The sequence below is a fragment of the Streptomyces sp. NPDC107521 genome, assembly GCF_055598485.1.
The window spans coordinates 333379-354202 of sequence record NZ_JBVKAT010000005.1 but is presented as its reverse complement, the minus strand read 5'-3'; the positions used below and the strand labels follow the sequence as shown (position 1 = coordinate 354202).

Annotated in this window: 19 protein-coding genes; 2 read left to right on the top strand and 17 right to left on the bottom strand. The window is 74.8% G+C overall.

Translation table 11 applies throughout. The features are described from left to right. Nucleotides 1-10: 10 nt before the first annotated feature. Genes ACZ7LB_RS11135 through ACZ7LB_RS11120 form a run of 4 tightly spaced genes read right to left on the bottom strand, consistent with a single transcriptional unit; the run spans nt 11 to nt 4073 of the window. The gene (locus ACZ7LB_RS11135) at nt 11-1192 is read right to left on the bottom strand and encodes a cytochrome P450 (protein WP_471467115.1); all 1182 of its coding nucleotides are present in this window, start codon (nt 1190-1192) and stop codon (nt 11-13) included. A gap of 31 nt (nt 1193-1223) precedes the next feature. Then, nucleotides 1224-2381, bottom strand: a complete 1158-nt coding sequence (locus ACZ7LB_RS11130) for an NAD(P)/FAD-dependent oxidoreductase (protein ID WP_471467113.1) — start codon at nt 2379-2381, stop codon at nt 1224-1226. Further along, on the bottom strand, nt 2374-2568 hold the full coding sequence (locus ACZ7LB_RS11125) for a ferredoxin (protein WP_471467112.1): 195 nt from the start codon (nt 2566-2568) through the stop codon (nt 2374-2376). The genes ACZ7LB_RS11130 and ACZ7LB_RS11125 overlap by 8 nt, the downstream gene beginning before the upstream one ends. A gap of 44 nt (nt 2569-2612) precedes the next feature. Beyond that, nucleotides 2613-4073, bottom strand: coding sequence for an aldehyde dehydrogenase family protein (locus ACZ7LB_RS11120; protein WP_471467110.1), 1461 nt, complete (start codon nt 4071-4073; stop codon nt 2613-2615). Between the two features lie 147 nt (nt 4074-4220). On the opposite strand from ACZ7LB_RS11120, the gene ACZ7LB_RS11115 reads away from it, so the two are divergent. Beyond that, nucleotides 4221-5405: a PucR family transcriptional regulator gene (locus ACZ7LB_RS11115; RefSeq protein ID WP_471467109.1), complete on the top strand. Its 1185-nt coding sequence runs from the start codon at nt 4221-4223 to the stop codon at nt 5403-5405. Between the two features lie 800 nt (nt 5406-6205). On the opposite strand, the gene ACZ7LB_RS11110 is transcribed toward ACZ7LB_RS11115, so the two are convergent. Genes ACZ7LB_RS11110 through ACZ7LB_RS11080 form a run of 7 tightly spaced genes read right to left on the bottom strand, consistent with a single transcriptional unit; the run spans nt 6206 to nt 12716 of the window. Continuing rightward, the gene (locus tag ACZ7LB_RS11110) at nt 6206-7165 is read right to left on the bottom strand and encodes a flavin reductase (protein WP_471467108.1); all 960 of its coding nucleotides are present in this window, start codon (nt 7163-7165) and stop codon (nt 6206-6208) included. Continuing rightward, the gene (locus ACZ7LB_RS11105) at nt 7162-7788 is read right to left on the bottom strand and encodes a 4-carboxy-4-hydroxy-2-oxoadipate aldolase/oxaloacetate decarboxylase (protein ID WP_471467106.1); all 627 of its coding nucleotides are present in this window, start codon (nt 7786-7788) and stop codon (nt 7162-7164) included. The genes ACZ7LB_RS11110 and ACZ7LB_RS11105 overlap by 4 nt, the downstream gene beginning before the upstream one ends. Then, on the bottom strand, nt 7785-8480 hold the full coding sequence (locus ACZ7LB_RS11100) for an RraA family protein (RefSeq protein WP_471467105.1): 696 nt from the start codon (nt 8478-8480) through the stop codon (nt 7785-7787). Before ACZ7LB_RS11100 ends, ACZ7LB_RS11105 begins: the two co-directional genes overlap by 4 nt. Beyond that, a complete protein-coding gene (locus ACZ7LB_RS11095; RefSeq protein ID WP_471467103.1) occupies nt 8477-9172 on the bottom strand; it encodes an RraA family protein in 696 nt (231 codons plus the stop codon). Before ACZ7LB_RS11095 ends, ACZ7LB_RS11100 begins: the two co-directional genes overlap by 4 nt. Beyond that, the gene (locus ACZ7LB_RS11090) at nt 9165-10184 is read right to left on the bottom strand and encodes a DODA-type extradiol aromatic ring-opening family dioxygenase (protein WP_471467102.1); all 1020 of its coding nucleotides are present in this window, start codon (nt 10182-10184) and stop codon (nt 9165-9167) included. The genes ACZ7LB_RS11095 and ACZ7LB_RS11090 overlap by 8 nt, the downstream gene beginning before the upstream one ends. Nucleotides 10185-10194: 10 nt before the next feature. Then, a complete protein-coding gene (locus ACZ7LB_RS11085; RefSeq protein WP_471467100.1) occupies nt 10195-11229 on the bottom strand; it encodes an amidohydrolase family protein in 1035 nt (344 codons plus the stop codon). Between the two features lie 29 nt (nt 11230-11258). Further along, nucleotides 11259-12716, bottom strand: a complete 1458-nt coding sequence (locus ACZ7LB_RS11080) for a 4-hydroxyphenylacetate 3-hydroxylase family protein (protein WP_471467099.1) — start codon at nt 12714-12716, stop codon at nt 11259-11261. 249 nt (nt 12717-12965) lie between these two features. Here ACZ7LB_RS11080 and ACZ7LB_RS11075 point away from each other — a divergent pair, with 249 nt between their 5' ends. Then, a complete protein-coding gene (locus ACZ7LB_RS11075) occupies nt 12966-13469 on the top strand; it encodes a DinB family protein (RefSeq protein WP_471467097.1) in 504 nt (167 codons plus the stop codon). Between the two features lie 801 nt (nt 13470-14270). On the opposite strand, the gene ACZ7LB_RS11070 is transcribed toward ACZ7LB_RS11075, so the two are convergent. The 6 genes from ACZ7LB_RS11070 to ACZ7LB_RS11045 all read right to left on the bottom strand — a co-directional run bounded on the left by ACZ7LB_RS11070 (nt 14271) and on the right by ACZ7LB_RS11045 (nt 20815). Beyond that, nucleotides 14271-14777, bottom strand: a complete 507-nt coding sequence (locus tag ACZ7LB_RS11070) for a nucleoside deaminase (RefSeq protein ID WP_471467095.1) — start codon at nt 14775-14777, stop codon at nt 14271-14273. 174 nt (nt 14778-14951) lie between these two features. Next, a complete protein-coding gene (locus ACZ7LB_RS11065) occupies nt 14952-16403 on the bottom strand; it encodes an amidohydrolase family protein (protein ID WP_471467093.1) in 1452 nt (483 codons plus the stop codon). After that, nucleotides 16400-17545 (bottom strand): M24 family metallopeptidase, encoded by a 1146-nt coding sequence (locus ACZ7LB_RS11060; RefSeq protein ID WP_471467092.1) that lies wholly within the window; start codon nt 17543-17545, stop codon nt 16400-16402. The genes ACZ7LB_RS11065 and ACZ7LB_RS11060 overlap by 4 nt, the downstream gene beginning before the upstream one ends. Continuing rightward, the gene (locus ACZ7LB_RS11055; RefSeq protein WP_471467090.1) at nt 17542-18684 is read right to left on the bottom strand and encodes an oligopeptide/dipeptide ABC transporter ATP-binding protein; all 1143 of its coding nucleotides are present in this window, start codon (nt 18682-18684) and stop codon (nt 17542-17544) included. The genes ACZ7LB_RS11060 and ACZ7LB_RS11055 overlap by 4 nt, the downstream gene beginning before the upstream one ends. After that, nucleotides 18681-19805 carry an ABC transporter ATP-binding protein gene (locus ACZ7LB_RS11050; protein WP_471467088.1) on the bottom strand — a complete coding sequence of 375 codons (1125 nt, stop codon included), beginning with the start codon at nt 19803-19805 and terminating at the stop codon, nt 18681-18683. The genes ACZ7LB_RS11055 and ACZ7LB_RS11050 overlap by 4 nt, the downstream gene beginning before the upstream one ends. Then, nucleotides 19802-20815 carry an ABC transporter permease gene (locus tag ACZ7LB_RS11045; protein WP_471467086.1) on the bottom strand — a complete coding sequence of 338 codons (1014 nt, stop codon included), beginning with the start codon at nt 20813-20815 and terminating at the stop codon, nt 19802-19804. The genes ACZ7LB_RS11050 and ACZ7LB_RS11045 overlap by 4 nt, the downstream gene beginning before the upstream one ends. Between the last annotated feature and the right edge of the window lie 9 nt (nt 20816-20824).

Here is a 20824-nt window from a genome sequence, read left to right as displayed (position 1 = left end):
GCCTCTCCTCTCAGGCCGTGTGCACGGTGGTGGGCAGGGCGCTCAGACCGCGGATCAACTGGTTGATGCGCCGCTGCGGCGTGCCGGTCTCGAACCGGACCACCCGGTCGGCCAGCGCCTCCAGGATCGAGTGGCCCTCCAGCCGGGCGAGGCCCTGGCCGGCGCAGCCGTGCATGCCGTAGCCGAAGGCGACGTGCTCGGCGGCGTCGCGGCGCACGTCGAACCGGGTGGGGTCGGGCCAGCGGCGCTCGTCCCGGTTCGCGGAGGCGTACATCATCATCACGCGCGAGCCCTCGGGCAGCACCGTGCCCTCCACGTCCACGTCGCGGGTGGTGACGCGGCAGAAGAACTGCACCGGCGACTCGATGCGCAGGATCTCGTTGAACGCCCCGGGTATCAGCGCGCGGTCCGCGCGGACGGCGTCCCACTGCTCGGGGTGCTCCGCGAAGTACCAGACGGCGTTGCTGATCGCGTTGATGGTGGTGTCCAGGCCGGCGGTGACGTAGGCGGACATCAGCGGCACGCACGACGCGGGGTCGATCTTCCCGGCCTCGGCGGCCTCGTAGATCGCCCGGCCCATGCTGCCCGGGGCGAGCTGGTCGGGGGTGGCCCGGGTGGCGAGGTACACCATCTGGTCCTCCAGCAGCGGGAGGGCGGCGTCGGTGCGCGGGCCCTCGGGTCCGCTCGCCGAGAAGGCGGCGTCGGCCCAGGTCAGGACCTTGTCGCGGCCGTCCTGGGGCAGTCCGATCAGGTCGAGCACGATGGACAGCGGGAAGCCCTGGGCGAGGTCGGTGACCGTGTCGAAGCTGCCCCTGTCGACGAGTTCGCCGACCAGTTCGGCGGCCCGGCGCCGGATGTCCTCGCCGAGTCTGCGGATCTCGCGCGGCGACAGGCGCTCCGCCAGGACGCCGCGCAGCCGGTCGTGCTCCGGCGGGTCGGTCGCGATGATCAGGCCGCGGGTGGCCTCGTTCGCGACGTCGTTGAGGCCGATGCCACCGGCCGAGGAGTACGTCTCCCAGTCGCCGAGGGCGGCCCGGACCTGGGCGTGGCGGCCCATCGCGTGGACGCCGAGGCGCGGAAGGTAGCAGACCGGTCCGGCGTCGCGGATCCGCTGGTACAGCGGCCACGGGTCGAGCATCGCCTCGTCGGTGAAGAGGTCGATGTCCAGGGCCGGTGCGGGGTGGTTGGTCATTGTGGCTCCAGGAACGGGGTGGGGATCGGGGTCATGCGGCGGGGACGGGCTCGGTGGCGGCGAGCCGGTGGAGCCTGCCGACCGGGACCCTGCGGTTCACGGTGCCGGCGGCGACCGGACGGCCGTCGAGGGTCCACTGGAGAAGGGCGTCGGCGTCCCGGAGCGAGCCGTCGAGCACCGACAGCTCGGTCCCCGGCCGGATCTCGCCCGCGATCTTGATGTCCAGGCCCCACTGCTCGGTCCAGAAGAACGGCCGGGGCCGGTGGACGGGTGCCTCGTCGCCGCGGACCAGCGCCGCGGCGGCGGCGCGCGCCTGGTCGAGCGCGTTGGCCCAGTGCGGCGTCCGGCGCGGTCCGGCCGGGCCGTGGGGGCGGGCGGCGAGGTCACCCGCGGCGACGATGTCCGGGCGCACCCGGCAGCGGCTGTCCACGGTGACCCCGGCCGGGGTGGCGAGCCCGGTGCCGTCGAGCCATTCGACGTTGGGCCGGCAGCCGACCGCCGTGATCACGGCATCGGCCTCGTGGACGGCGCCGGAGCCGGTGCGCACACCGGTGATCTCCTCGCCGCCGAGCAGTTCCACACCGTTCTCGTCGCGGACGAGGCGGACGCCCGCGGCGGTGGCGGCGGCGGTCATGCGGGCCGCCAGGTCCCGGCCGAACTGGCGGACCAGGTGCGGGTCGCGGTCGACGACGGTGACCTCGACGCCGAGCGAGCGCGCGGAGGAGGCGATCTCCATGCCGAGGAAGCCGCCGCCGACGATGACCGCGGAGCGGGCGGTGGCGAGGCGGTCGCGCAGGGCCAGGGCGTCGTCGAGGTCCCGGACCACGCGTTCGCCCGGGGACGTGCCCAGGCGCCGGGCCCGCGCTCCGGTGGCGAGGACGAGCCCGTCGTAGGGCACCTCCTCGCCGTCGGCGAGGAGCACCCGCCGCCGGACGGTGTCGAGGCCGGCCGCCCGCGCGCCGGTGCGCAGCGTGACGCCCGGGGGCAGGGCGGACATGAACACCGACTCGGCGCCTTCCGTGCCCTTCAGGACCGCCTTCGACAGCGGGGGCCGCACATAGGGCGCGTACGCCTCCTCGCTGAGGACGGTGATCGGTCCGTCGTGTCCCTCCTGGCGCAGCGCGTCGCAGGCGGTCGTGGCGGCCACCGAGCCGCCGACGACGACGATCTCCCGCCGACCGCTACGCATCGGCGAGCCCCAGCGCGGCGACCGGGCAGACGCGGACGGCGGCCTCGGCGGCCCCGGTCAGGGCGGGCGGGACCTCCTCCAGGAGGATCTCCAGCTCGCCCTCGTCGTCCAGGCGCATCAGGGTCGGCGCCGCCTGCTCGCAGAACCCGTAGCCCTCGCAACGGGCCCGTTCCACTGAGATCTTCATGCGACTTCCTCTTTCGTACTCGGATGTGGTGCCGGCGGGCGGGGTCAGGCGGGGTAGGTGCCCGGAGTGGCGCGGGCCGTGACCCACTGCCACTGGGTGAACTCGTCGAGGTTCCAGTGGCCGCCGTACCGGCCGCCGTTGCCGGAGTCCCCGGTGCCGCCCATGGGCACGTGCGGGGCGTCGTTGATGGTCTGGCCGTTGATGTGCACCATGCCGGTGCGCAGCCGCGCGGCCAGGGCGAGGCCGCGGCCCAGGGAGCCGGTGTGGATCGCCGCCGACAGCCCGTAGCGGGTGGCGTTGGCGAGTCCGGCCGCCTCGTCGTCGTCGGAGAAGCGGGTGACGGGCAGGACCGGGCCGAAGATCTCGTCGTGGAAGGCACGGGCCTCGGGGGTGACCCGGTCCAGGACGGTCGGGGTGTAGAAGGGGCCGTCCTGGGTGCCCCCGGCGCGGAGCACCGATCCGGCGGCCACCGACGCGGTGACGATCTCGTGGACCCGGTCGGCCTGGCGCTCGCTGATCAGCGGTCCGACCCGCACCTCCGGGCGGGTGGGGTCGCCGACGGTGAGCGAGCGGACGTGCGCGGTCAGCCGCTCGACGTAGGCGTCGGCGAGCGACTCGTGGACGAGGTGGCGGCCGGTCGCCATGCAGATCTGCCCCTGGTGCAGGAGCGAGCCCCAGGCCGCGTTGTTGACGGCGGCGTCCAGGTCGGCGTCGTCGAGGACGATGTACGCGTTGTTGCCGCCGAGTTCGAGGACGACGCGCTTGAGCATGCCCCCGGCGATCTCCCCGACCCGGCGCCCGGCCGCGGACGATCCGGTGAACGAGATCACCGCGGTGTGCGGGGAGCGGACGACGGCCTCACCGGTGTCGGCGCCCCCGGGCAGCACGTGGAGGAGGCCGTCGGGCAGTCCCGCCTCCTGGAAGATCCGGGCGAGCAGCACCCCGCCGCTGACCGGGGACTCCGGGGCGGGCTTGAGGAGCACCGCGTTGCCCAGGGCCAGCGCGGGGGCGACGGCGCGGATCGCCAGCATGAGCGGGGCGTTCCACGGCGAGATGACGCCGACGGTGCCGACCGGGACCCGGCGCGCCATCGACAGCACTCCGGGCGTCTCGTGCGGGAGCAGGTCCCCGCAGGGCCGGTCGACCAGGGCGGCGGAGGCGGTCAGCTCGCCGACGGCCTTGACGATCTCCTGGGCGGCCTTGGGCCGTGTGCATCCCGTCTCGCGGATCATGAAGTCGGTGATGTCGTCCCGGTGCGCCTCCAGCGCCGCGACCGCGCGGTGCATCACGGCCGCCCGCTCCCTGAACGAGGTGGCGGCCCAGCCGGGCTGCGCCGCGGCGGCCGCGGCCCCCGCGTCCGCGACGTCGCCGGCGGTGGCGGTACCGATGGTTCCCAGCCGGGTGCCGGTCGCCGCCTCCGAGACGGCGGCCGGTGTGCCGGAGCCCTCCCGCCAGCCGGACGAGTACAGTCGACCGGTCCAGATCTCAGGATCGAGGATGCTCACGTGGGGTCTCCCTTTCGACGGGCGTCGCACCGTCCTCGCCGGACGCCTTGGCCGAAAAGGTATGTGGGACAACCGTGATAAGGCTCACTCCGGTGTACTAATGTGCGCCCAGGATTTCCGACACCGTGTCGGATTGGCGGTAGACGGTTGAACCTTGATGATGTAGTCCAGAACCTGGCCGAACAGCTCGATCGTTCGCTCGTGCTGTACGACGCCGAGCTGAACCTCGTGGCGTTCAGCGCCCATGACGACGACGTCGACGACGTGCGCCGGACGGTGATCCTCAGCCGCCGCGGCAGCGCGCGGGCCCGCGAGATGATCCATCGCGCGGGCGCGCACCGCGCCCACGGCACCGTGGTGATCCCGCCCGACGAGAAGACCGGCGCGCCGGCCCGGGTGATCTTCCCCGTGCGGCGCGGCGAACGCCTCGTCGGGTACATCGCCTACATCCACACCGGCACGCCCGAGGAGGCGGCGGCATGGTGCCGCGACGCCCTCGACGTGGCCGCCGACGACCTCAAGGAGCTGCTGTACGAGCGCGAGCTGGGCCGCAAGCGCGACCTGGTGCGCGTCAACGAGCAACTGACACGTGTCCTGTCCGGCGACTCCGACGCGCGTGCCGAGGCGGCGAACGTGCTCCGCGGCACGCGCATGATCGGCACGTCGAGGAGCTTCACGGTCCTCGTCCTCACCGTCGGCCCGCCGGACGGGGAGCCGTCCATCGAGGACCGGCTGGCCCTCGACGACTGCATGGCCGAGCTGCTGCGCAAGTCTCCGTCGAGGGTCGCGGGGACGGTCCTGGCCACGCACGCGGTCGCGATCACGCCGCGCCGGGTCAACCAGGAGCGCATCGCCGAGCACCTGGGCGGGGAGGGGTTCGCCCGGCTGCGCGGCGGTGTCGGCGACCCCCGGGAGGATCTCGTGGACGCGGTCGGGTCCTACCGGGAGGCCCTGGTGGCGGCCCGGGCGGCCTGGCTGGACAGGCCGACCTACGGCCCGGTCGCGAAGTGGTCGGACCTCGGGCTCGACCGGCTGCTGGTCCAGCTCCCCCTCGACTCCCTGACGCGCCGGGACCTGCCGCCCCCGCTGCAGAAGCTGCTGGCCGTCGACGGAGGGCCCGACCTCGTCGCCACGCTGGAGAGCTACCTCGACAACGCCTGCGACGCGCAGGCGACCGCCCGGGACCTCGTGATCCACCGGAGCACGCTGTACTACCGGCTGGACCGCGTCCGCGAGATCGTCGACATCGACCTGGGAAGCGGCAGCGTGCGCCGGGAGCTGCACACGGCGCTGCGCGTCGCGACCCTGGCGGGACTGCGGGGCGCCCGCTGACGCCACGCCCGCGGAGGGCGCCCGGCACCCTCACCGGTCCGGGCGCCCTCTTCGGCAGGTGCGTGTCCGTGACCGGGGCGGCGGCGGCCGGGGGCGCGAGGGCGGTGGTGGCCGAGGGATGCGGGCGACGGCGGACGGCGGCGGCCGGGGGCACGGGCCGCGCGTGGCCGGGCGGCGGCCCGGCCCGGCCACGGGGCCACTGCCCGGTTCCCGGCGACGGCTCCGCACTGGTGAGGGCGCCCGTTCCCCGCCCCGGGGCGGGCTCCGCCGCGTCCCGGCGGCATCGGCGCGCCCGGGCGGGAGGACGGAAGGGGTGGGAGACCGCGGAGGGCAGGGGGACGCAGGGGGCGGGAGGAGACGAGGGGCGGGCCGGCCGGCGGATCGCCTCCGCCGGCCGGCCCGCCCCTCGGAGCCGTGTGGACCGGCCCACCGAACGCCCCGCTCTGCCCCGGTGACCGGTCGGTCCGGGCCGTTCCCCGCACCGCCGGGACCCTCCCCCGGACCGCCCGGGGCACTCCCCGCACCCCGGGTCATGGCGCCGGAACGCCCGGGACGCGCCCCAGAGTGAAGCGCGCCCCGGGCGGTGCGGCACACTGCCGGGAACTGTTCCGCGGGCCCCGGACCAGTCGTCCGGGCTCAGGGCTGCCGGCCGTCCGGCAGCGCCGGGGCGGCGAAGGGCGCGGGCAGCGAACGGCGCGGGCGGCGAGCGGCGGGGCCGCCGATGCCCACCGGGTCACCGACGGCCGCCGGATCCCGTGGCGACGGCTGCCGCCGCCTCCGCGGGACCGCCGTCCGGACCCTCAGTGGTGGCAGAGCCGCGCCCCCACCGCGGTGAGGTGGTCCGTGACCAGGCCCCGCGCGCGCTCCTCCTCCCCCGCCTCGATGGCGCGGTAGATCTCCTCGTGCGCCTCGATGGTGCGGACCATGGTCTCCCTGGTGGTGCCGCTCGCGTAGTGGGCCCGCCGGGAGTGCCCGAGCGCCTGGACCGACGCGGCCAGCGCGGGGTTCTCCGACGCCGTCCCCAGCGCGTTGTGGAACCGCAGTGCCGAGTCGGTGAACGCCTCCGGGGAGTCCGTGAGGGTGCGCGACTCCGCCAGTGAGCCGCGCAGCGCGGACAGTCCGGCGTCCGAGCGGACCCGGGCGGCCAGCGCGCCCGCGGCGGGTTCGACGGCGAGCTGAGCGTCGAGGAGCCGGGTGCTGTCCAGGCCGACCAGATGGAGCTGGACCGCCATGGCGTCCGCGTACCGCTCGACGCGGTCGGCCGGCGCGGCCACGTCCAGGGTGCGGTAGTCCCCGGCCCAGTACAGCAGCGGTGCCCCGTCCCGGCCGCCCGCCGCGACGACCTCCCCGATCAGGATCTCGTGGTCGCCGCCGGGCAGCATCGCGTGGAGCTTCGCGTCGAACCAGCTCAGGCTGTCGCTCACGATCGGCGCGCCGGTGGTCATGGACTCGGTCGCCAGGCCGGGGAAGTCGCCCTCGGCCCGGCCCCGGCCTCGGGTCGAGAAGTACCGCGACACGTCCTGCTGGTGGTCGGCCAGCACGCTGACGGCGAGCCGCCCCGATTCCCGGACCTCCGCGAGGAAGGGGCTGTGGGAGTTGACCGAGACGGTCACCAGGAGCGGGTTGAGGGACAGCGAGACGAAGGACGAGCAGGTGATGCCGTAGACGTGGTCGCCGTTGCGGGTCGTGACGATCGTGACGCCCGAGGCGAAGTGGCCGGCGGCCTTCTTGAACCCGGTCCGCGGGTCGGTGGTGGTCATGGCGTCTCCCGGAACGCGTAGATGTCGAGCGTCAGTTCGCCCGAACGCAGTCTGTCCATGTAGGCGTCCTCCTTCTCGACCCGGGCGCGGGCCGCCGTGACGACCTCCTCCACGCGCTCGGCCGGGAGGACGACGATGCCGTCCTGGTCGGCGACGACGAGGTCGCCGCGGCGCACGGTGCGTCCGCGCAGCGTGACCGGGGCGCCGACGGTGCCGCGCCACTCCTTGCCGGTGCCGCGGATGGCGACGGAGGACGAGAACGCCGGGAAGCCGAGCCGCTCCAGCTGGACGGTGTCGCGCACGCCGCCGTCGATGACGAGTCCGCGCACCCCCCGGGCCCGGGCGGCGACGGACAGCACCTCGCCCCAGTAGCCGCAGCGCGATCCCCCGGCGTCGACGACCAGCACGTCTCCGGGGACCGCGGCCTCCAGCGCCCAGTGCAGCGGCAGGTTGTCGGCGGCGGCGGCGAGCACGGGCAGCGCGGTCCCGCACAGGCGGGCGCCGGGCCAGGCGGGCCGCAGCCCGGGGTCGAGGTCGCAGTCGGAGCGGGCGGCCTCGAACAGGGTGGCCGTCCCCAGCTCCAGCAGCTCCGCCTCGTCGTACGTGAAGGGGGTGGTGCTCATCGGGTTCCTCGTCGCTGGAGTTCGTGGTAGCCGTGGGCGGCCCGCGCCTCGGCGATGGTGGCGCCGGCGAGCGCGCCGGCGAGGATGCCCTCCTCCCGTTCGTGGATCTCGACGGCGACGCCGAGGACCCGGTCGAGGGCGGCCGCGGGGATCGCGACGACGCCGTCCTGGTCGCCGACCAGCAGATCGCCGGGGCGCACCTGCACCCCGCCGACGGCCACCGGGTCGCCGGTCGAGGCGACCTCGACCCGGTCCTTGCCGGTGCGCATGTACCGTCCGCGGCTGTAGACCGGGTAGCCGAGGCCGAGCGCGCGGTGCACGTCGCGGCAGACGCCGTCAATGACGGTGCCCGCCACGCCCTTCGCGTGGGCGACCGCCGTGAGGATGTCGCCCCACACCGTGCAGTCGGTGCGGCCCTGGTTGTCGAGGACGACGACCGAGCCGGGCGGCACGTCGTCGAGGTAGTCCCCCACGGTCCCGGGCGGGTCCCCCGCCGGCCGGTAGCGCACGGTGAAGGCGCGTCCGACCATGCGCTGTCCGGGTCCGAGCGGGGCGAGCCCGTGGAGGCCGCCGGGCAGTCCGAGCCGGTCCAGCGCGTCGGAGAGGGTCGCGGTCGACAGGTGGGCGAGCCTCGGGTCGAGGGCGGTGTCGTTGTCGGGTGCCGCTTCGGTGCGGCCGCCGGTCCCGGTCACGGGGTCTCCTCTGCGGTGACGGTGGGGAACTGGGAGTCGTGCATGACGTCCACGATCGAGCGGCCCGCGCGCACCGCCCCGGACATCGCGGCCTCCCGGGCGGCGATGCGTTCGGCGAGGGTGATCACCCGTCCGGCGTGCGCGGCGGGGACGAAGACCACGCCGTTGCGGTCGGCGGCCACGAGGTCGCCGGGCGCGACCCGGACGCCGCGGATCCGGACGGGCACGTCCATGTCCTCCTGGACGATCCGGCCCCGGGCGCTGACCGGGACGGCCGCCCCGGCGAACAGGGGCAGTCCGAGGTCCGCGCATTCGGGCACGTCGCGGCAGGCGCCGTCGACGACGACCCCGGCGATCCCGGCGGCCACGGCGGCCTCGGCGAGCAGTCCGCCCCAGCAGGAGACGTCGGTGCGCCCGTGGTTGTCGATCACGATGACGTCGTCGGGCCGGGCCGCGGCGACGGCGGGGCTCGCGATGTGGGTGGCCGGTCCGGCCGAGGTCCTGGGGGCGGCCCGGACGGTGCGGACCCGTCCGGCGACGGTGCCCGGGGACGGCCACATCGGGGCGAGGCCGGTGGTGGCACCGGGCAGGTCCAGGGTGTCGAGGGCGTCGGAGACGGCGCACACGTCCAGGGCGCGCAGCCGGGCGACCGCGTCGGGCGGCACGGGGGCGGTGTCGAGCGGATCAGTCATCGGCGCGGCTCCAGGTCACGAAGCCCATGGCGTTTCCGGTGCCGGCCTCGGTGCGGTAGCAGGGGCGGTAGTCGGTGGAGGTGACGCTCAGCCCGGTCTCGGCGGCGATGCCCGCCACCGTGATCCAGTTGCGCAGTTCGGAGGTGCCCGAGCGCATCAGGGCCGGGTCGAGCGAGGTGAGGTACCGCTCGTCGCCGGCCCGCAGGGCGGCGAGGAAGTCGCGGTCGAGCTCCTCGTCGACGACGAAGTGCGACAGCCCGCCCGAGGCGACGACCCCGACGCGCAGGTCCTCGGGGAAGTCCGCCACCGCCCGGCCGAGCGCCCGGCCGAACTGGTGACTGCGGGCGGCGGAGGGCGGGTTGGGCTCGTAGAAGGTGTTGACGAAGACCGGGACGAACGGGACCGGACAGGTCTCGCCGAGGATCCGCTGGTAGATGAAGCCCCATCCGTGCGGGATGCCGTGGTTGGCGTACCGGCCCGGCGGCAGTGTGCGCGAGGCGGCCACGTCGAAGCCCAGCTCGCCGGTGTGTTCGATGAGGTGCCGGGCGAGGCCGGGGTGGCACGCCCGCACGACGGTCTCCGCGGGCACGTCGCCGAGCGCGGCCTCGGCCAGGCCCGGCGCCATGGCGGCGAGCTGCTCCTCGGTGAACGGCACATGGGCGACGTCGTCGCCCCAGTAGACCGCGAAGGCGGGCAGCAGTTCGTCGCCGTAGACCTCCTTGTGGTCGCTGCTGACGATCAGCAGTACGTCGACGTCGGCGTCGGCCACGTGCCGGCCGAGCCGGTCCATCGCGGCCTGCGAGGCGTCCCAGTTGGCCCGCATCGCCTCGGGCGTGCAGTGCCGCGAGAAGTCCTCGCGCAGCGCCCGCAGGGACGCGAAGTCGTGGGCGCGGCCCCGGAATTCGAGGGCGGGGTTGCGCCGGTCGGCCAGGCCGCGCTCGGCCCAGCCGGACGGCGGTGTCTTGAGCTGGGGGCCGTGCGAGCAGCCGATCCCGGTGACCACGGTCGCCATGGCGCGGCCCTCACGCGGTCCGGGCCGGGGCGCCGGCTCCGGCGCCGATGGGGAACACCGCGCGCGCGTTGCCCTCGAACAGGGCGGTGCGGTCGACGTCGGTGAGCCAGTCGATCTCGTCGACCAGCAGGTGGATGTCGTCGAACCAGCGGCCGTTGTCCGGGTTGATCTGGGATCCGGTGCCGGGCTTCTCGGTGCCGAAGAGGCAGCGGTCGACACCTACGGTGCGGATCAGCAGCTCGATCGCGTCCCGGGTGTACAGGCAGGTGTCGAAGTACAGCCTGCGGAGCTTGTCCAGGTAGGGCGTCGCCCCGGAGCGCACGCCGGACGGCAGGAAGCGGCCCACCTGGTAGGGGATCGCGCCGCCGCCGTGCGAGACCACGATCCGCAGCTCCGGGAAGTCCTGCAGCACCGAGGAGTTGAGCAGGCTCCAGATGGCGACCGTCTCCTCCTGGATGAAGTGGAGGCTGTACGGCTCGCGCGCCGGGGGCCGGCATCCGGCGGCGTGGATGAGCGCCGGGACGTCGAGTTCGCACAGCGCCTCGTAGAGGGGGTACCAGTAGCGGTCGCCGAGCGCGGGCGGGGTGGCGGTGCCCTCGAACGGGTCGGGGTTGAGCAGGGCGCCGACGAAGCCGAGTTCGGTGACGGTGCGCCGGAGTTCGCCGACCCAGCGGGCCGGTTCGAGCTCCGGGCTCTGCGGCAGCCCGGCCACGCCGAGGAAGCGGCCGGGGAAGAGCTGGGTGGAACGGTGGATGAGGTCGTTGGTCTCCTCGGTGAACCACTGCACCAGCTTGCCCTGTTCGCTGTGCATCATCTGGTACGGCCGCGGCGAGACGAGCTGGACGTCGACCCCGGCGCCGTCGATGTGGTCCAGGTGCGAGACGTTGCCGAAGCTGGGGTGGGGTTCGGTGTGCGCGGCGCGGAGCTGGTCGTCGCTGATGCGCGGGGCGCCCCGGCCGTGGGCCCCCCGGTGGGACAGGAGCCCCGACTTCCAGGCGTACAGTTCGGCGGGCGCGCTGAGGTGTCCGTGGACGTCGATGATCATGGGTGGTCCTCTTCTGGGTGGTCGGGGGGTCAGCCGAGCGGGGAGGCGATCAGCCGGCGGATGCGGGCGTCGGTCTCGGAGCGGTCGTAGCCGCGCAGGAGCCGGGCGCGGCCCGCGCCGGGGTCGCCGCGGTGCAGGTACTCGTACAGCTCCTGGCGCGCCCCGAACCCGTCGCCGACCAGTTCCCAGGCGAGCCGGAACAGACGGGCCTTGTGGTCGGCGGCCATGTCGCGGCCGTGCATGTAGCGGTCGATGAAGGGGCGCAGTTCGGGACTGGCCAGGTCGGCCTCGGAGGGCTGCATGATGAGCCCGGACGCCCCGATGCGGCGGACGATGGCGACGACCCGCGCCGACACCTCCGCGGACCAGAAGCCGAGGCCGTAGGAGGGCGCGGGCGCGAGCAGGCCGCTCGGGGTGCGCACCGCCGTCGCCTCGGCGCCCGCGATGCCGAGCCGCAGCGTCTCCGCGTAGGAGACGAGTTCGCCCAGGTCCTCCTGGATGCCGCGGAAGCCGTCGACCCCGATGCTGTCGGCCAGCATGGCCGCCACCGAGACGAAGGTGCGCAGCCGCTCGTGGAAGCGGATGTGGGTGCTCTGCATCGACCAGGCGTTGATCCGCGACAGGCCCTTCAGCGCCAGCAGGCCGTCGCCGAGCAGGAACACCCGCTCCCAGGGGATCTCGACGTCGTCGAAGAAGAGCATGGCGTCCTGCTCGTCGTAGCCGCGCGCGAGCGGGTGCGCGTGTCCGGCGCCGGAGCCGCCGAGGGGCTCGCGGCACAGGGTCTTCAGCCCGGGGGTGTTCATCGGGAGCGCGAACCAGATGACGAAGTCCTCGGCGCCGCGCTGGGCGGAGACGCCGTTGAGGTAGACCAGCACCTCGTGGGCGAAGGGCGCCAGGGTGGCCAGTTGCTTCGCGCCGCGGATGACGACGCCCCGGTCGTTCTCCTCGATCACCCGCAGGGCGAGGTCGGGGTCGTCCAGGGGGCTGGTGCTGCGGTCGATCTGGGGGTCGCCGAGGGCGTGGGTGAGCACGAGGTCGTGCTCGGTGGCGTACCGGTGGTAGGCGATCGCGTTGGCGCCGAAGCCGGGGCGGTTCGTCTCCAGTTCGGCGTGGTAGTCGCGCAGGCCGACGACGACGTTGGCCATGAAGTCGGGGGCACGGCCGTGCTGGCCGAGGCTCTCGGCCATCCACCATCGGGAGGCGGCGAACTTGGCGCGCAGGTCCTCCGGGGTGGTCGGGAGGCCGTAGGAGCGGCTGACGAGGTTGCCGGTCTCCTCCGAGGTGGTCAGCGCCACCTCGCGGGCGGCGGGGTCCGACCGGCGCAGGTCCAGCAGATCGGCGATCCGGTCGACCGCGCCGCGCAGTTCGGGGTGGGCGGCGACGTCGCGGACCCGTTCCCCGCCCAGCCACACCTCGCGGCCGTCGTCGAGGCTCGCCCGGAAGTCGTCGCCGGTCATGGCGCCCTTGGCGTCACTCACATCCATCATGTCCCTCGCGTATCCCTCATGTGCGGTCGGCTGGTTCCGCCGAGACGGCGCCTTCGTGGGGCTGATCGGCTGGTACGCATGGACGCTACGGAGGCACCGCGGCCCGCCGCATGGGCGTGGTGAGGGAACCGGGGGCCACCGGATGCGACACGGTGTCGGGTCGGGCACCGGCGGGGGCCGGTGCCCGCCGGGACGACCGCCGACCGGGCACGGCCGCCGACGGCCCGGCCGGTCGGCTACCGTTCCGTCATGACGACCACGGAGCCCCGCCCCGACCTCCGGCCCCCCGGCCTGAACGCGGACGAGCGGACCACCCTGCTGGCCTTCCTCGACTACCTGCGGGAGTCCGTCCTCGCGAAGGCGGACGGCGTCCCGGAGCCCGCGGTGCGCACCGCCGGTGTGCCGTCCGGGACCAGCCTGCTCCGACTCCTCCGGCATCTGACGGCCGTCGAGCTGAACTGGTTCGTCTGGGCCTACGCCGGGGAGGACCGCGAGCCCTGGGACGACGACGGCGCGGTGTCCGCCGAGGACACCGCGCCGGACGTGGCGGACGCCTATAGGAGGGCGATCGCCCGGGCCAACGAGATCGCCCTGGCCTGCACCGACCTGGACCGCCCCGGCGTCCGCTCGCTGCGCGAGACCCCGCCGCCGTCGATGCGCTGGGTGCTGGTCCACATGATCGAGGAGACCGCCCGGCACGCCGGCCACGCGGACATCCTGCGCGAACGGATCGACGGCTCGACCGGCCGGTAGTCGCGCGCGAGGCGCGCGGAGCGGGACGGGTGAGGGCGGCACCGGGAGGCCGGTGGACGGGACGGGGCCCGGGACGGGGCCTGGGACGAGGCCTGGGACGAGGCCTGGGCCGGGGCCTGGGCCGGAGGGCAGAGCCCGAGGAGCAGGGGCCGAGGGCGGCGGCGGTTCAACCGCCGCTGGCGTCTTTCGTTTGGGTCGGGCCGGATCAGGGGGCGGGGTCGGGCGCCGTGCGTCGCGAGGCGGAGGAGGGAGTCGGGGCGGAGCCCCGGCGACCGACGACAACCCGGCGAGGTGCGGTGCCGGGGCCCGCGAGCCCGGCATGATCCAAACGAGAGGCCCCAGTGACCTGAGCCGGGGACATTCGGGTAGCTCTCGCGCGCTGCCCGGCGTGCCGGAGGCCGGATGTCAGCAGTCCGGGCCGGACCTGCCGGCCGCACGGCATCCGGCTGATGGCCACGTTCTGACGAAGAAGCTCTGACTCAGGTCACTAGGCCGGCGGGCGTTGCCGATGGGTGGACGGTGCCGCCCCGCACTCGATGCGCGGGCGCGTCCGGCGGCACCGCACGGGCAGCGTCGGCCGGCGTGCGCGGGCGGGCCGCCCGGCGGCCGACGAGACCGCCGGGCGGCCCGCCCCGGATGCCGAGGAAACCCGCCCGACCGGCGCTGACCGGCACCGCTCGGCCGGGAGGAGGGGGGTTCTCCCGTGGGAGCGCCCACCCGCTCGGCGGACGGCCCCGGCTCAGGGCCGCCCGGCCCCGCCGCGGCCGTGCCGGGCCGGGCCCGGTCAGGGGCCGGGGCCGGTCAGGGGGCCGGGTCCGGCGCCCCGGTGAAGACGGCCCCGGCACCCTCGTGGACCGGGCCGGTCACCGTGACGGGGCGATCGCCGTGCGCCAGTACCTCACGGCAGCCGAGCGCGATGAAGGGGTCGTCGGCCGATCCGATCCGCCGCATGTCGGCCGCGGCGAACCCGTAGACCACCCGTTCGACACCGGCGAGGTACAGCGCGGTGGCGCACATCGGGCAGGGCTCGCCGCTGGCGTACAGGGTGGCCCCCCGCACGACGGCCGGCCCCCGCGCGGTGCCCGCGCTGCGGAGGGCGTGCGCCTCGGCGTGGGCCGTGATGTCGCCGGTGGCCCGCACGGTGTTGCGCCCCTCCGCGAGCACCGTGCCGTCCGCGGCGACGAGGACGGCGCCGAAGGGACGGTTCCCCTCGGTCCCGGCCTGTCGGCCCAGCTCGATCGCGCGGGCGAGGTGGGCCGCGTCGGTGCCGTCGGTCTCCGTACCGGGCCGGGGCCCTGGTCGTGTCATTCCTGTCTCCTTGTCGTCGTCATGGGCCTGCTCCGGGAGCCCGTACCACGGGCCCGTCCCAGCAGCCCCCACGGTCCCGTTCCGCGGTGGGCGGCGGGGCCGGGTCCCCGGCGCGCGGCGCGCGGCGAGGACCCGGCCGTTGGGCCGCCCGTACCGGCGGGACGGGCCCGTCGTTCACGCCGGTGCCGCGTGTTGCCACGCACGGGCGATGGCGCGGTGGGTCGCGAGCCGGTCGGACAGCCCCGGCGCGCACAGCTCTCCGTCGCGCACCACCGGCACTCCCCCGACGAGGGTGTGCCGGACCCGAGGCGGACCGCAGCGCGGCCATGCCTCGACCAGATCGGTGTGCGCCCCGGCGAACATCACCTCGTCCAGTTCCCAGACGGCGATGTCGGCGCACATGCCCGGCCCGAGGGCGCCGATCTCCCCCTCCCGGCCCAGGCAGCGGGCGGCGCCCACGGTGGCCAGGGCCAGCGCCTGCCGTGCGCTCATCGCGGGGGCCCCGCCGGTCGCCCGGGCCAGGAGCATCGCGGTCCGCGCCTCCAGCCAGAGCGAGGCGGAGTCGGCCGAGGCGGAGCCGTCGGTGCCGAGCCCGACCGTCACCCCGGCGGCCCGCAGGGCGGACAGCGGGGCGATCCCGGCGCCCAGGAGCGCGTTGGAGCTGGGGCAGTGGGCGACTCCGATGCCGGCCTCCGCGAGGTCGCGCACCCCCTCCTCCCCGGGGTGGACGGCGTGCGCCACCCAGGCCCGGCCGCCCCAGCCGGAGTCGGCGAGCAGCCGGCCGGGCGGGCGGCCGAACCACGCCCGGCACTCCTCCGCTTCGCCGGGTTCCTCGAAGAGGTGGGTGTGGAGCCGGGCGTCGTGGCGTTCGGCTAGCCGGGCCAGGTCCTCCAGGAGTGCGGGCGTCGTGGCGGCCAGGGCCGTGGGCCCCATCGCCACCCGGGTCATCGCTCCGGCCGACCGGTCGTGGAAGGCGTCCAGCAGGCGTGCGCTGTCGGCGAGGACGTCGTCGGGCCGCTCCGCCCAGGAGGGCACCTCGTCGCGGTCCGCGCCCGGCCGGGCCACGACGCTGCCCCGGGTCGGGTGGAAGCGCAGCCCGACCTCGCGGGCGGCCGCCACCTGGGCGTCGACCAGCCGTGGCCTCGGATGGAGGTAGAGGTGGTCGGCGGTGGTGGTGCAGCCGTTGCGGGCCAGTTCGGCGAGGCCCACCCAGGTCGAGACGTGGGCCGCCTCCTCGTCGAGTCTTCGCCAGAGGGGGCGCAGGACGCCGAGCCAGCCGGACAGGCCCTCGGCCGCGGCGGGCGCGAAGGCCCTGGTGAGGTTCTGGAACAGATGGTGGTGGGCGTTGACCAGGCCCGGGGTGACCAGGGTGCCCGAGGCGTCGAGGACGCGGCGGGCCGGTGGTTCGGAGCCCGGGGGGCCGACGGCGGCGACCGTGCCGCCGTCGACCGCCACCCAGCCGCCCGGGATGTCCTCCCCCGCCATGGTCACGACCAGCTCGGCGCCCCCGACCAGCAGGTCGACGGTGCCCGGTGCCTGATCGCGGACCCCGGTACGGGGCGCCGCGGCCGGGCCGGGCGGGCCGTCGGCGCGGACCGCTCGGCGGTCGCCGGGGAGGGTGCTCACGCGGGGACCACGGGCAGCGCCGACCAGTCGTCACGGTGCGACAGCGGCTCCACCCCGTCCTCGGTGACCAGGAGCATGTCCTCGATGTGCAGGATCTCCCCGGCCGGTCCGTAGGTGTCGGGTTCGATGTTGATGACCATGCCGGGGACGAGGACGGTCTCGTCGCGTGCGTGCAGGGAGGGGCGTTCGGTGCCGCTCACCCCGATGCCGTGACCGATGCCGATGTGGCCGTAGTTGAACAGCCGGATGCCGAGGCGTTCGGTCTGCTCCCGGCAGTACAGGTAGACCTCGCCGCAGGTCCGGCCCGGCCTGATGAAGTCCATCACCCGGCGGTTGAGGGTGTACTGGGCGGCGTAGGCGGCCTTCTGCGCCTCGGTGGGGGTGCCGATGACGGCCATCCGGCCCGCGTCGGTGTACAGCAGGCCCTGGTAGCGGGACTTGACGTCGAGTCTGAGGTAGTCCCCCTCGCGGATGAGGCGGTCGGTGGGCGGCCCGATCCGGGCCGCGCCCTCGCCCGTGCCGACCAGGGGGTCGACGTTCCCGAACCCGTGGCCGCGCATCGTCCCGGTGAGCCGGTCGGCGGCCTCGCGCTCGCTCTCGCCCACCCGGACGCCCTCGATGCAGGCGGCGAGGGCCAGTTCGGTGAGCCGGGCGGCCCGGGTCATGATCTCGATCGAGCCCTCGTCCTTGACCATCCGCAGCCGGCGCAGCACCGCGTCACCGGGCAGCAGCCGGGCCTCGGGCAGCAGCGCGGAGAGGCGCTGGAAGAAGACCACGGGCATCCGGTCCGACTCGTAGCCGATCGCGGCCGAGCCGAGACCGCGCCGCAGCAGGTCGGCGGCGACCGTGTCGACGATGCCGGAGGGGAACCGGGCGCCCTGCTCGTCGTAGCCGACGATGTCGGTGATGGTGGTCATGGACGCCACCGTGGGCACGGTCTCCTCGCTGGTGTAGACGACGGGCCGGCCCTCGCGCGGCCACCACACCAGGTTGGGCCGGTCGAGCATGCTGGCCGAGCGGAGCGCGGCACCGGCCGCGAACTGGACGTTCTCCAGGCCGAGCATCAGGACTCCGTCGAGGCCGGCGGCGGCGAGTTCGCCGGGCATCCGCTCCGACAGGTCCTTGGTGGTCGTGGTGTTCACAGGTGGTCCTTTCCCAGCGCTGCCGACTCCTCGGAGTAGTGGCAGGCAGTCCAGTGGTCGGGGCGTACTTCCCTGAGTGAGGGGAGTTCGGTGGCGCACCGCTCCCGGCCGGCGCCGACGGGGCAGCGGGCGGCGAGGGGGCAGCCGGCGGAGGCCGCGGCGTTGCCCTCCGCGGTGCGGAGCATGATCTTCTGCCGTCCCGCGGCACCCGGGTCGGGCACGGGTACCGCGGAGAGCAGTACGTGGGTGTAGGGGTGGGCGGGGTGGTGGAACAGGTCGGCGGCGGGGCCGATCTCCATGACCCGGCCTCCGTAGAGGACCATGATCCGGTCGCTGAAGTGCTCGGCGACGGCGAGGTCGTGGACGATGAACAGGTAGGTGATGTCCTGCTCGTCGCGGAGTTCGCCGAGGAGGTTGAGCACCTGGGCGCGGACCGAGACGTCCAGCGCGGAGACGGGCTCGTCGAGCAGGACGAGTTCGGGGCGGGCGACGACCGCCCGGGCCACGGCGACGCGCTGCTGCTGCCCGCCGGAGAGCATGTGCGGCTTGCGGTCGGCGAACCGGGGGCCGAGGCCGACCCGGTCCAGGGCCTCCGCGGCCCGCCGGGTGCGCTCGGCGGGGTCGGCGACCCCGTGGACGCGCAGCGGTTCCTCGACGATGGCCCGGATGGTCATGCGCGGGTCGAGCGAGCTGGCGGGGTCCTGGAAGACCATGCCGAGTCTCCGGCGGGCCAGGCGGACCTCGCTGTCGCGGGCGGTGGCGAGGTCGACCCCGCCGAAGTCCACCGTGCCCCGGGTGGGCGAGGTGAGCCGGACGACGCACCGGCCGGTGGTGGACTTCCCGCAGCCGGATTCGCCGACGATGCCCAGGGTCTCGCCGCGGGCCACGTCGAAGTCGATGCCGCGCAGGACGGGGGTGGCGCCGGGCCGGTTCCCGAACAGGCCGCGTCCGGTGCCGTAGGTCTTCTCCAGTCCCTGGACGCGCAGCAGGGGGTCGGTGAGTGCGGGGCGCAGGCCGGGCCGGGCGGGGGGAACCGGGCGGGCCGGTTCCGGGTGCGGTCCGGTCCCGGGCACGGCGCCCGCTCCGGGGGTTTTCCGGTGGCCGGCGGTGGCCGCCGGGTCCCTGCGGCCGGTGCTCATGACGGCTCCTTCCCGGTCGGCGCGGTGTGGTCGACCGGCAGATGGCAGGCCACGGTGACGTCACCGAGGCCGGTGGGCACGCCGCGGCTCTCCGGGGCCCCGCCGAGGCAGTCGGCCTCGTCGTGTCCGGTGGCGCAGCGCGGCGCGAACGGGCAGCCCGCCGGGAGCGCCGCCAGGTCGGGCGGGGAGCCGGGGATCATGGGCAGTGCCCCGGACCGGAGCCGGTCCCGGCGGACGACGGAGTCGAGCAGGGCGGCGGTGTAGCGGTGGCGGGGGCGGGTCAGCACCTCGGCCGCGGGGCCGCGTTCGACGATCCGTCCCGCGTACATCACCTGCACGGTGTCGCACAGTTCGGCGACCACCCCCAGGTCGTGGGTGATCATGATGATGGCGGTGCCCCGTTCGTCGGACAGGCGGCACAGCAGTTTCAGGATCGACGCCTGGGTGGTGACGTCGAGGGCGGTGGTGGGTTCGTCGGCGATGAGCACCCGGGGCCCGTTGGCGAGCGCCATCGCGATCATCGCGCGCTGCCGCATGCCTCCGGAGAACTGGTGCGGGTGGTCGTCCGCGCGGCGCCGCGCGTCCGGGATCTCCACGTCGCCGAGGAGGTCGACGGCCAGGGACCGGGCCTGGCGCGGGGTGACGTCCTGGTGCAGCCGGATCGCCTCGACGATCTGCTGGCCTATGGTGCGCAGCGGGTCGAAGCCGGTCATGGGGTCCTGGAAGACCATGGCGATGTCGCGGCCGCGGACGGCGCGCCACTGCCGTTCGGAGAGTTCGTGGAGGGCGGTGCCGTCCAGGGTCACGGTCCCGCCGGTGACCCGGCCGGGCGGGTCGATCAGCCGCATCAGCGAGCGGGCGAGGGCGGACTTGCCCGAGCCTGACTCGCCCACGACGCCGAGCCGTTCCCCGCGGCGCAGGTCGAAGCCGACGTCGTGCACGGCGGTCACGGTGCCCTGGGGGCCCGCGAACCTGGTGTGTGTCCCGCGGACGGCGAGGACCACCTCGCGGTCGGCGACCCGGGCGCCGGGCGAGGCCCGGTGCTCGACGGTGCCGGTGGTCCCCGGGGCGGGGTCCGGGGCGGACGGCCGGCCGTCGGCCGGTCTGCGGAGGGTGTTCATCGGGCCGCGCTCCTGATCCGGGGGTCGATGACGCCGTAGAGGAGGTCGACGACCGTGTTGAGGACGACATAGGCGATGGCGCTGAGGAAGACGAAGGCCTGCACCACGGCGAAGTCCTTGCGGAGGATGGAGTCCACCACGAGGCTGCCGACGCCGGGCCAGCCGAAGACCTTCTCGGTGAGCACGCTGCCCGCGAGCATCTCGGCCAGCACCAGCCCGGCCGCGGTGATGGTGGGCAGGGCCGCGTTGGGGAAGGCGTGCCGGACGAAGGAGGCGCGGCGGCTCACGCCCTTGGCCCGCAGGACCACCATGTACTGGCCGCGCAGGGACTCCAGCAGGTTGCCGCGCAGCAGCCGGATGAGGAAGGCGCACGGGACCAGGGCGAGGACGACACCGGGCAGGATCAGGTGCTGCACGGCGTTCCACGCGGTGGCCGGCTCGCCGGCGAGCAGGGCGTCGACGGTGAGGAGGCCGGTGGTGGACGGGGGTTGTTCGAATCCGGGGGAGAGTCTGCCCTCGGGTCCGGGGAGCAGCGGGAGCGCCTGGGAGAAGAGGACGAGCAGGATCAGCCCCAGCCAGAACTGCGGGGTCCCCAGCCCGATCGAGGACACCCCCCGCACCAGCCGGTCCACCCAGGCGCGCCGGGAGTAGGTGGCGAGGACCGCGAGGCACACCGCCGTGGTGACGGCGAGGGCGAAGGCGAACAGGCCCAGTTCGAGCGAGGCGGGGAGCCTGCTGGTGATCTCGTGCCGGGCCGGCTGCCCGACCGAGTACGCGAAGCCCCAGTCCCCCTGGAAGAAGGAGGTGAGGAACTTGACGTACTGGACGGGTATCGGCTGGTCGAGTCCCATGGCGGTCTCCTGGGCGCGGACCGTCTCCTCGGACGCCAGTTCCCCGGCGGCGAGCCGGGCGGGGTCGCCGGGGAGGACCCGCATCAGCAGGAACGCCAGCAGGGACGCGCCGAGCGCGGTGGCCAGTCCCCAGCCGGCCTTGGTCAACAAGGTACGCACTGTGCCTCC

Coding starts and splice junctions, on each gene's coding strand:
- ACZ7LB_RS11105 (WP_471467106.1), bottom strand. CDS start 7,788: ATGAGCACCACCCCCTTCACGTACGACGAGGCGGAGCTGCTGGAGCTG.
- ACZ7LB_RS11135 (WP_471467115.1), bottom strand. CDS start 1,192: ATGACCAACCACCCCGCACCGGCCCTGGACATCGACCTCTTCACCGAC.
- ACZ7LB_RS11080 (WP_471467099.1), bottom strand. CDS start 12,716: ATGATGGATGTGAGTGACGCCAAGGGCGCCATGACCGGCGACGACTTC.
- ACZ7LB_RS11055 (WP_471467090.1), bottom strand. CDS start 18,684: ATGAGCACCGGCCGCAGGGACCCGGCGGCCACCGCCGGCCACCGGAAA.
- ACZ7LB_RS11075 (WP_471467097.1), top strand. CDS start 12,966: ATGACGACCACGGAGCCCCGCCCCGACCTCCGGCCCCCCGGCCTGAAC.
- ACZ7LB_RS11070 (WP_471467095.1), bottom strand. CDS start 14,777: ATGACACGACCAGGGCCCCGGCCCGGTACGGAGACCGACGGCACCGAC.
- ACZ7LB_RS11090 (WP_471467102.1), bottom strand. CDS start 10,184: ATGGCGACCGTGGTCACCGGGATCGGCTGCTCGCACGGCCCCCAGCTC.
- ACZ7LB_RS11095 (WP_471467103.1), bottom strand. CDS start 9,172: ATGACTGATCCGCTCGACACCGCCCCCGTGCCGCCCGACGCGGTCGCC.
- ACZ7LB_RS11085 (WP_471467100.1), bottom strand. CDS start 11,229: ATGATCATCGACGTCCACGGACACCTCAGCGCGCCCGCCGAACTGTAC.
- ACZ7LB_RS11130 (WP_471467113.1), bottom strand. CDS start 2,381: ATGCGTAGCGGTCGGCGGGAGATCGTCGTCGTCGGCGGCTCGGTGGCC.
- ACZ7LB_RS11125 (WP_471467112.1), bottom strand. CDS start 2,568: ATGAAGATCTCAGTGGAACGGGCCCGTTGCGAGGGCTACGGGTTCTGC.
- ACZ7LB_RS11050 (WP_471467088.1), bottom strand. CDS start 19,805: ATGAACACCCTCCGCAGACCGGCCGACGGCCGGCCGTCCGCCCCGGAC.
- ACZ7LB_RS11110 (WP_471467108.1), bottom strand. CDS start 7,165: ATGACCACCACCGACCCGCGGACCGGGTTCAAGAAGGCCGCCGGCCAC.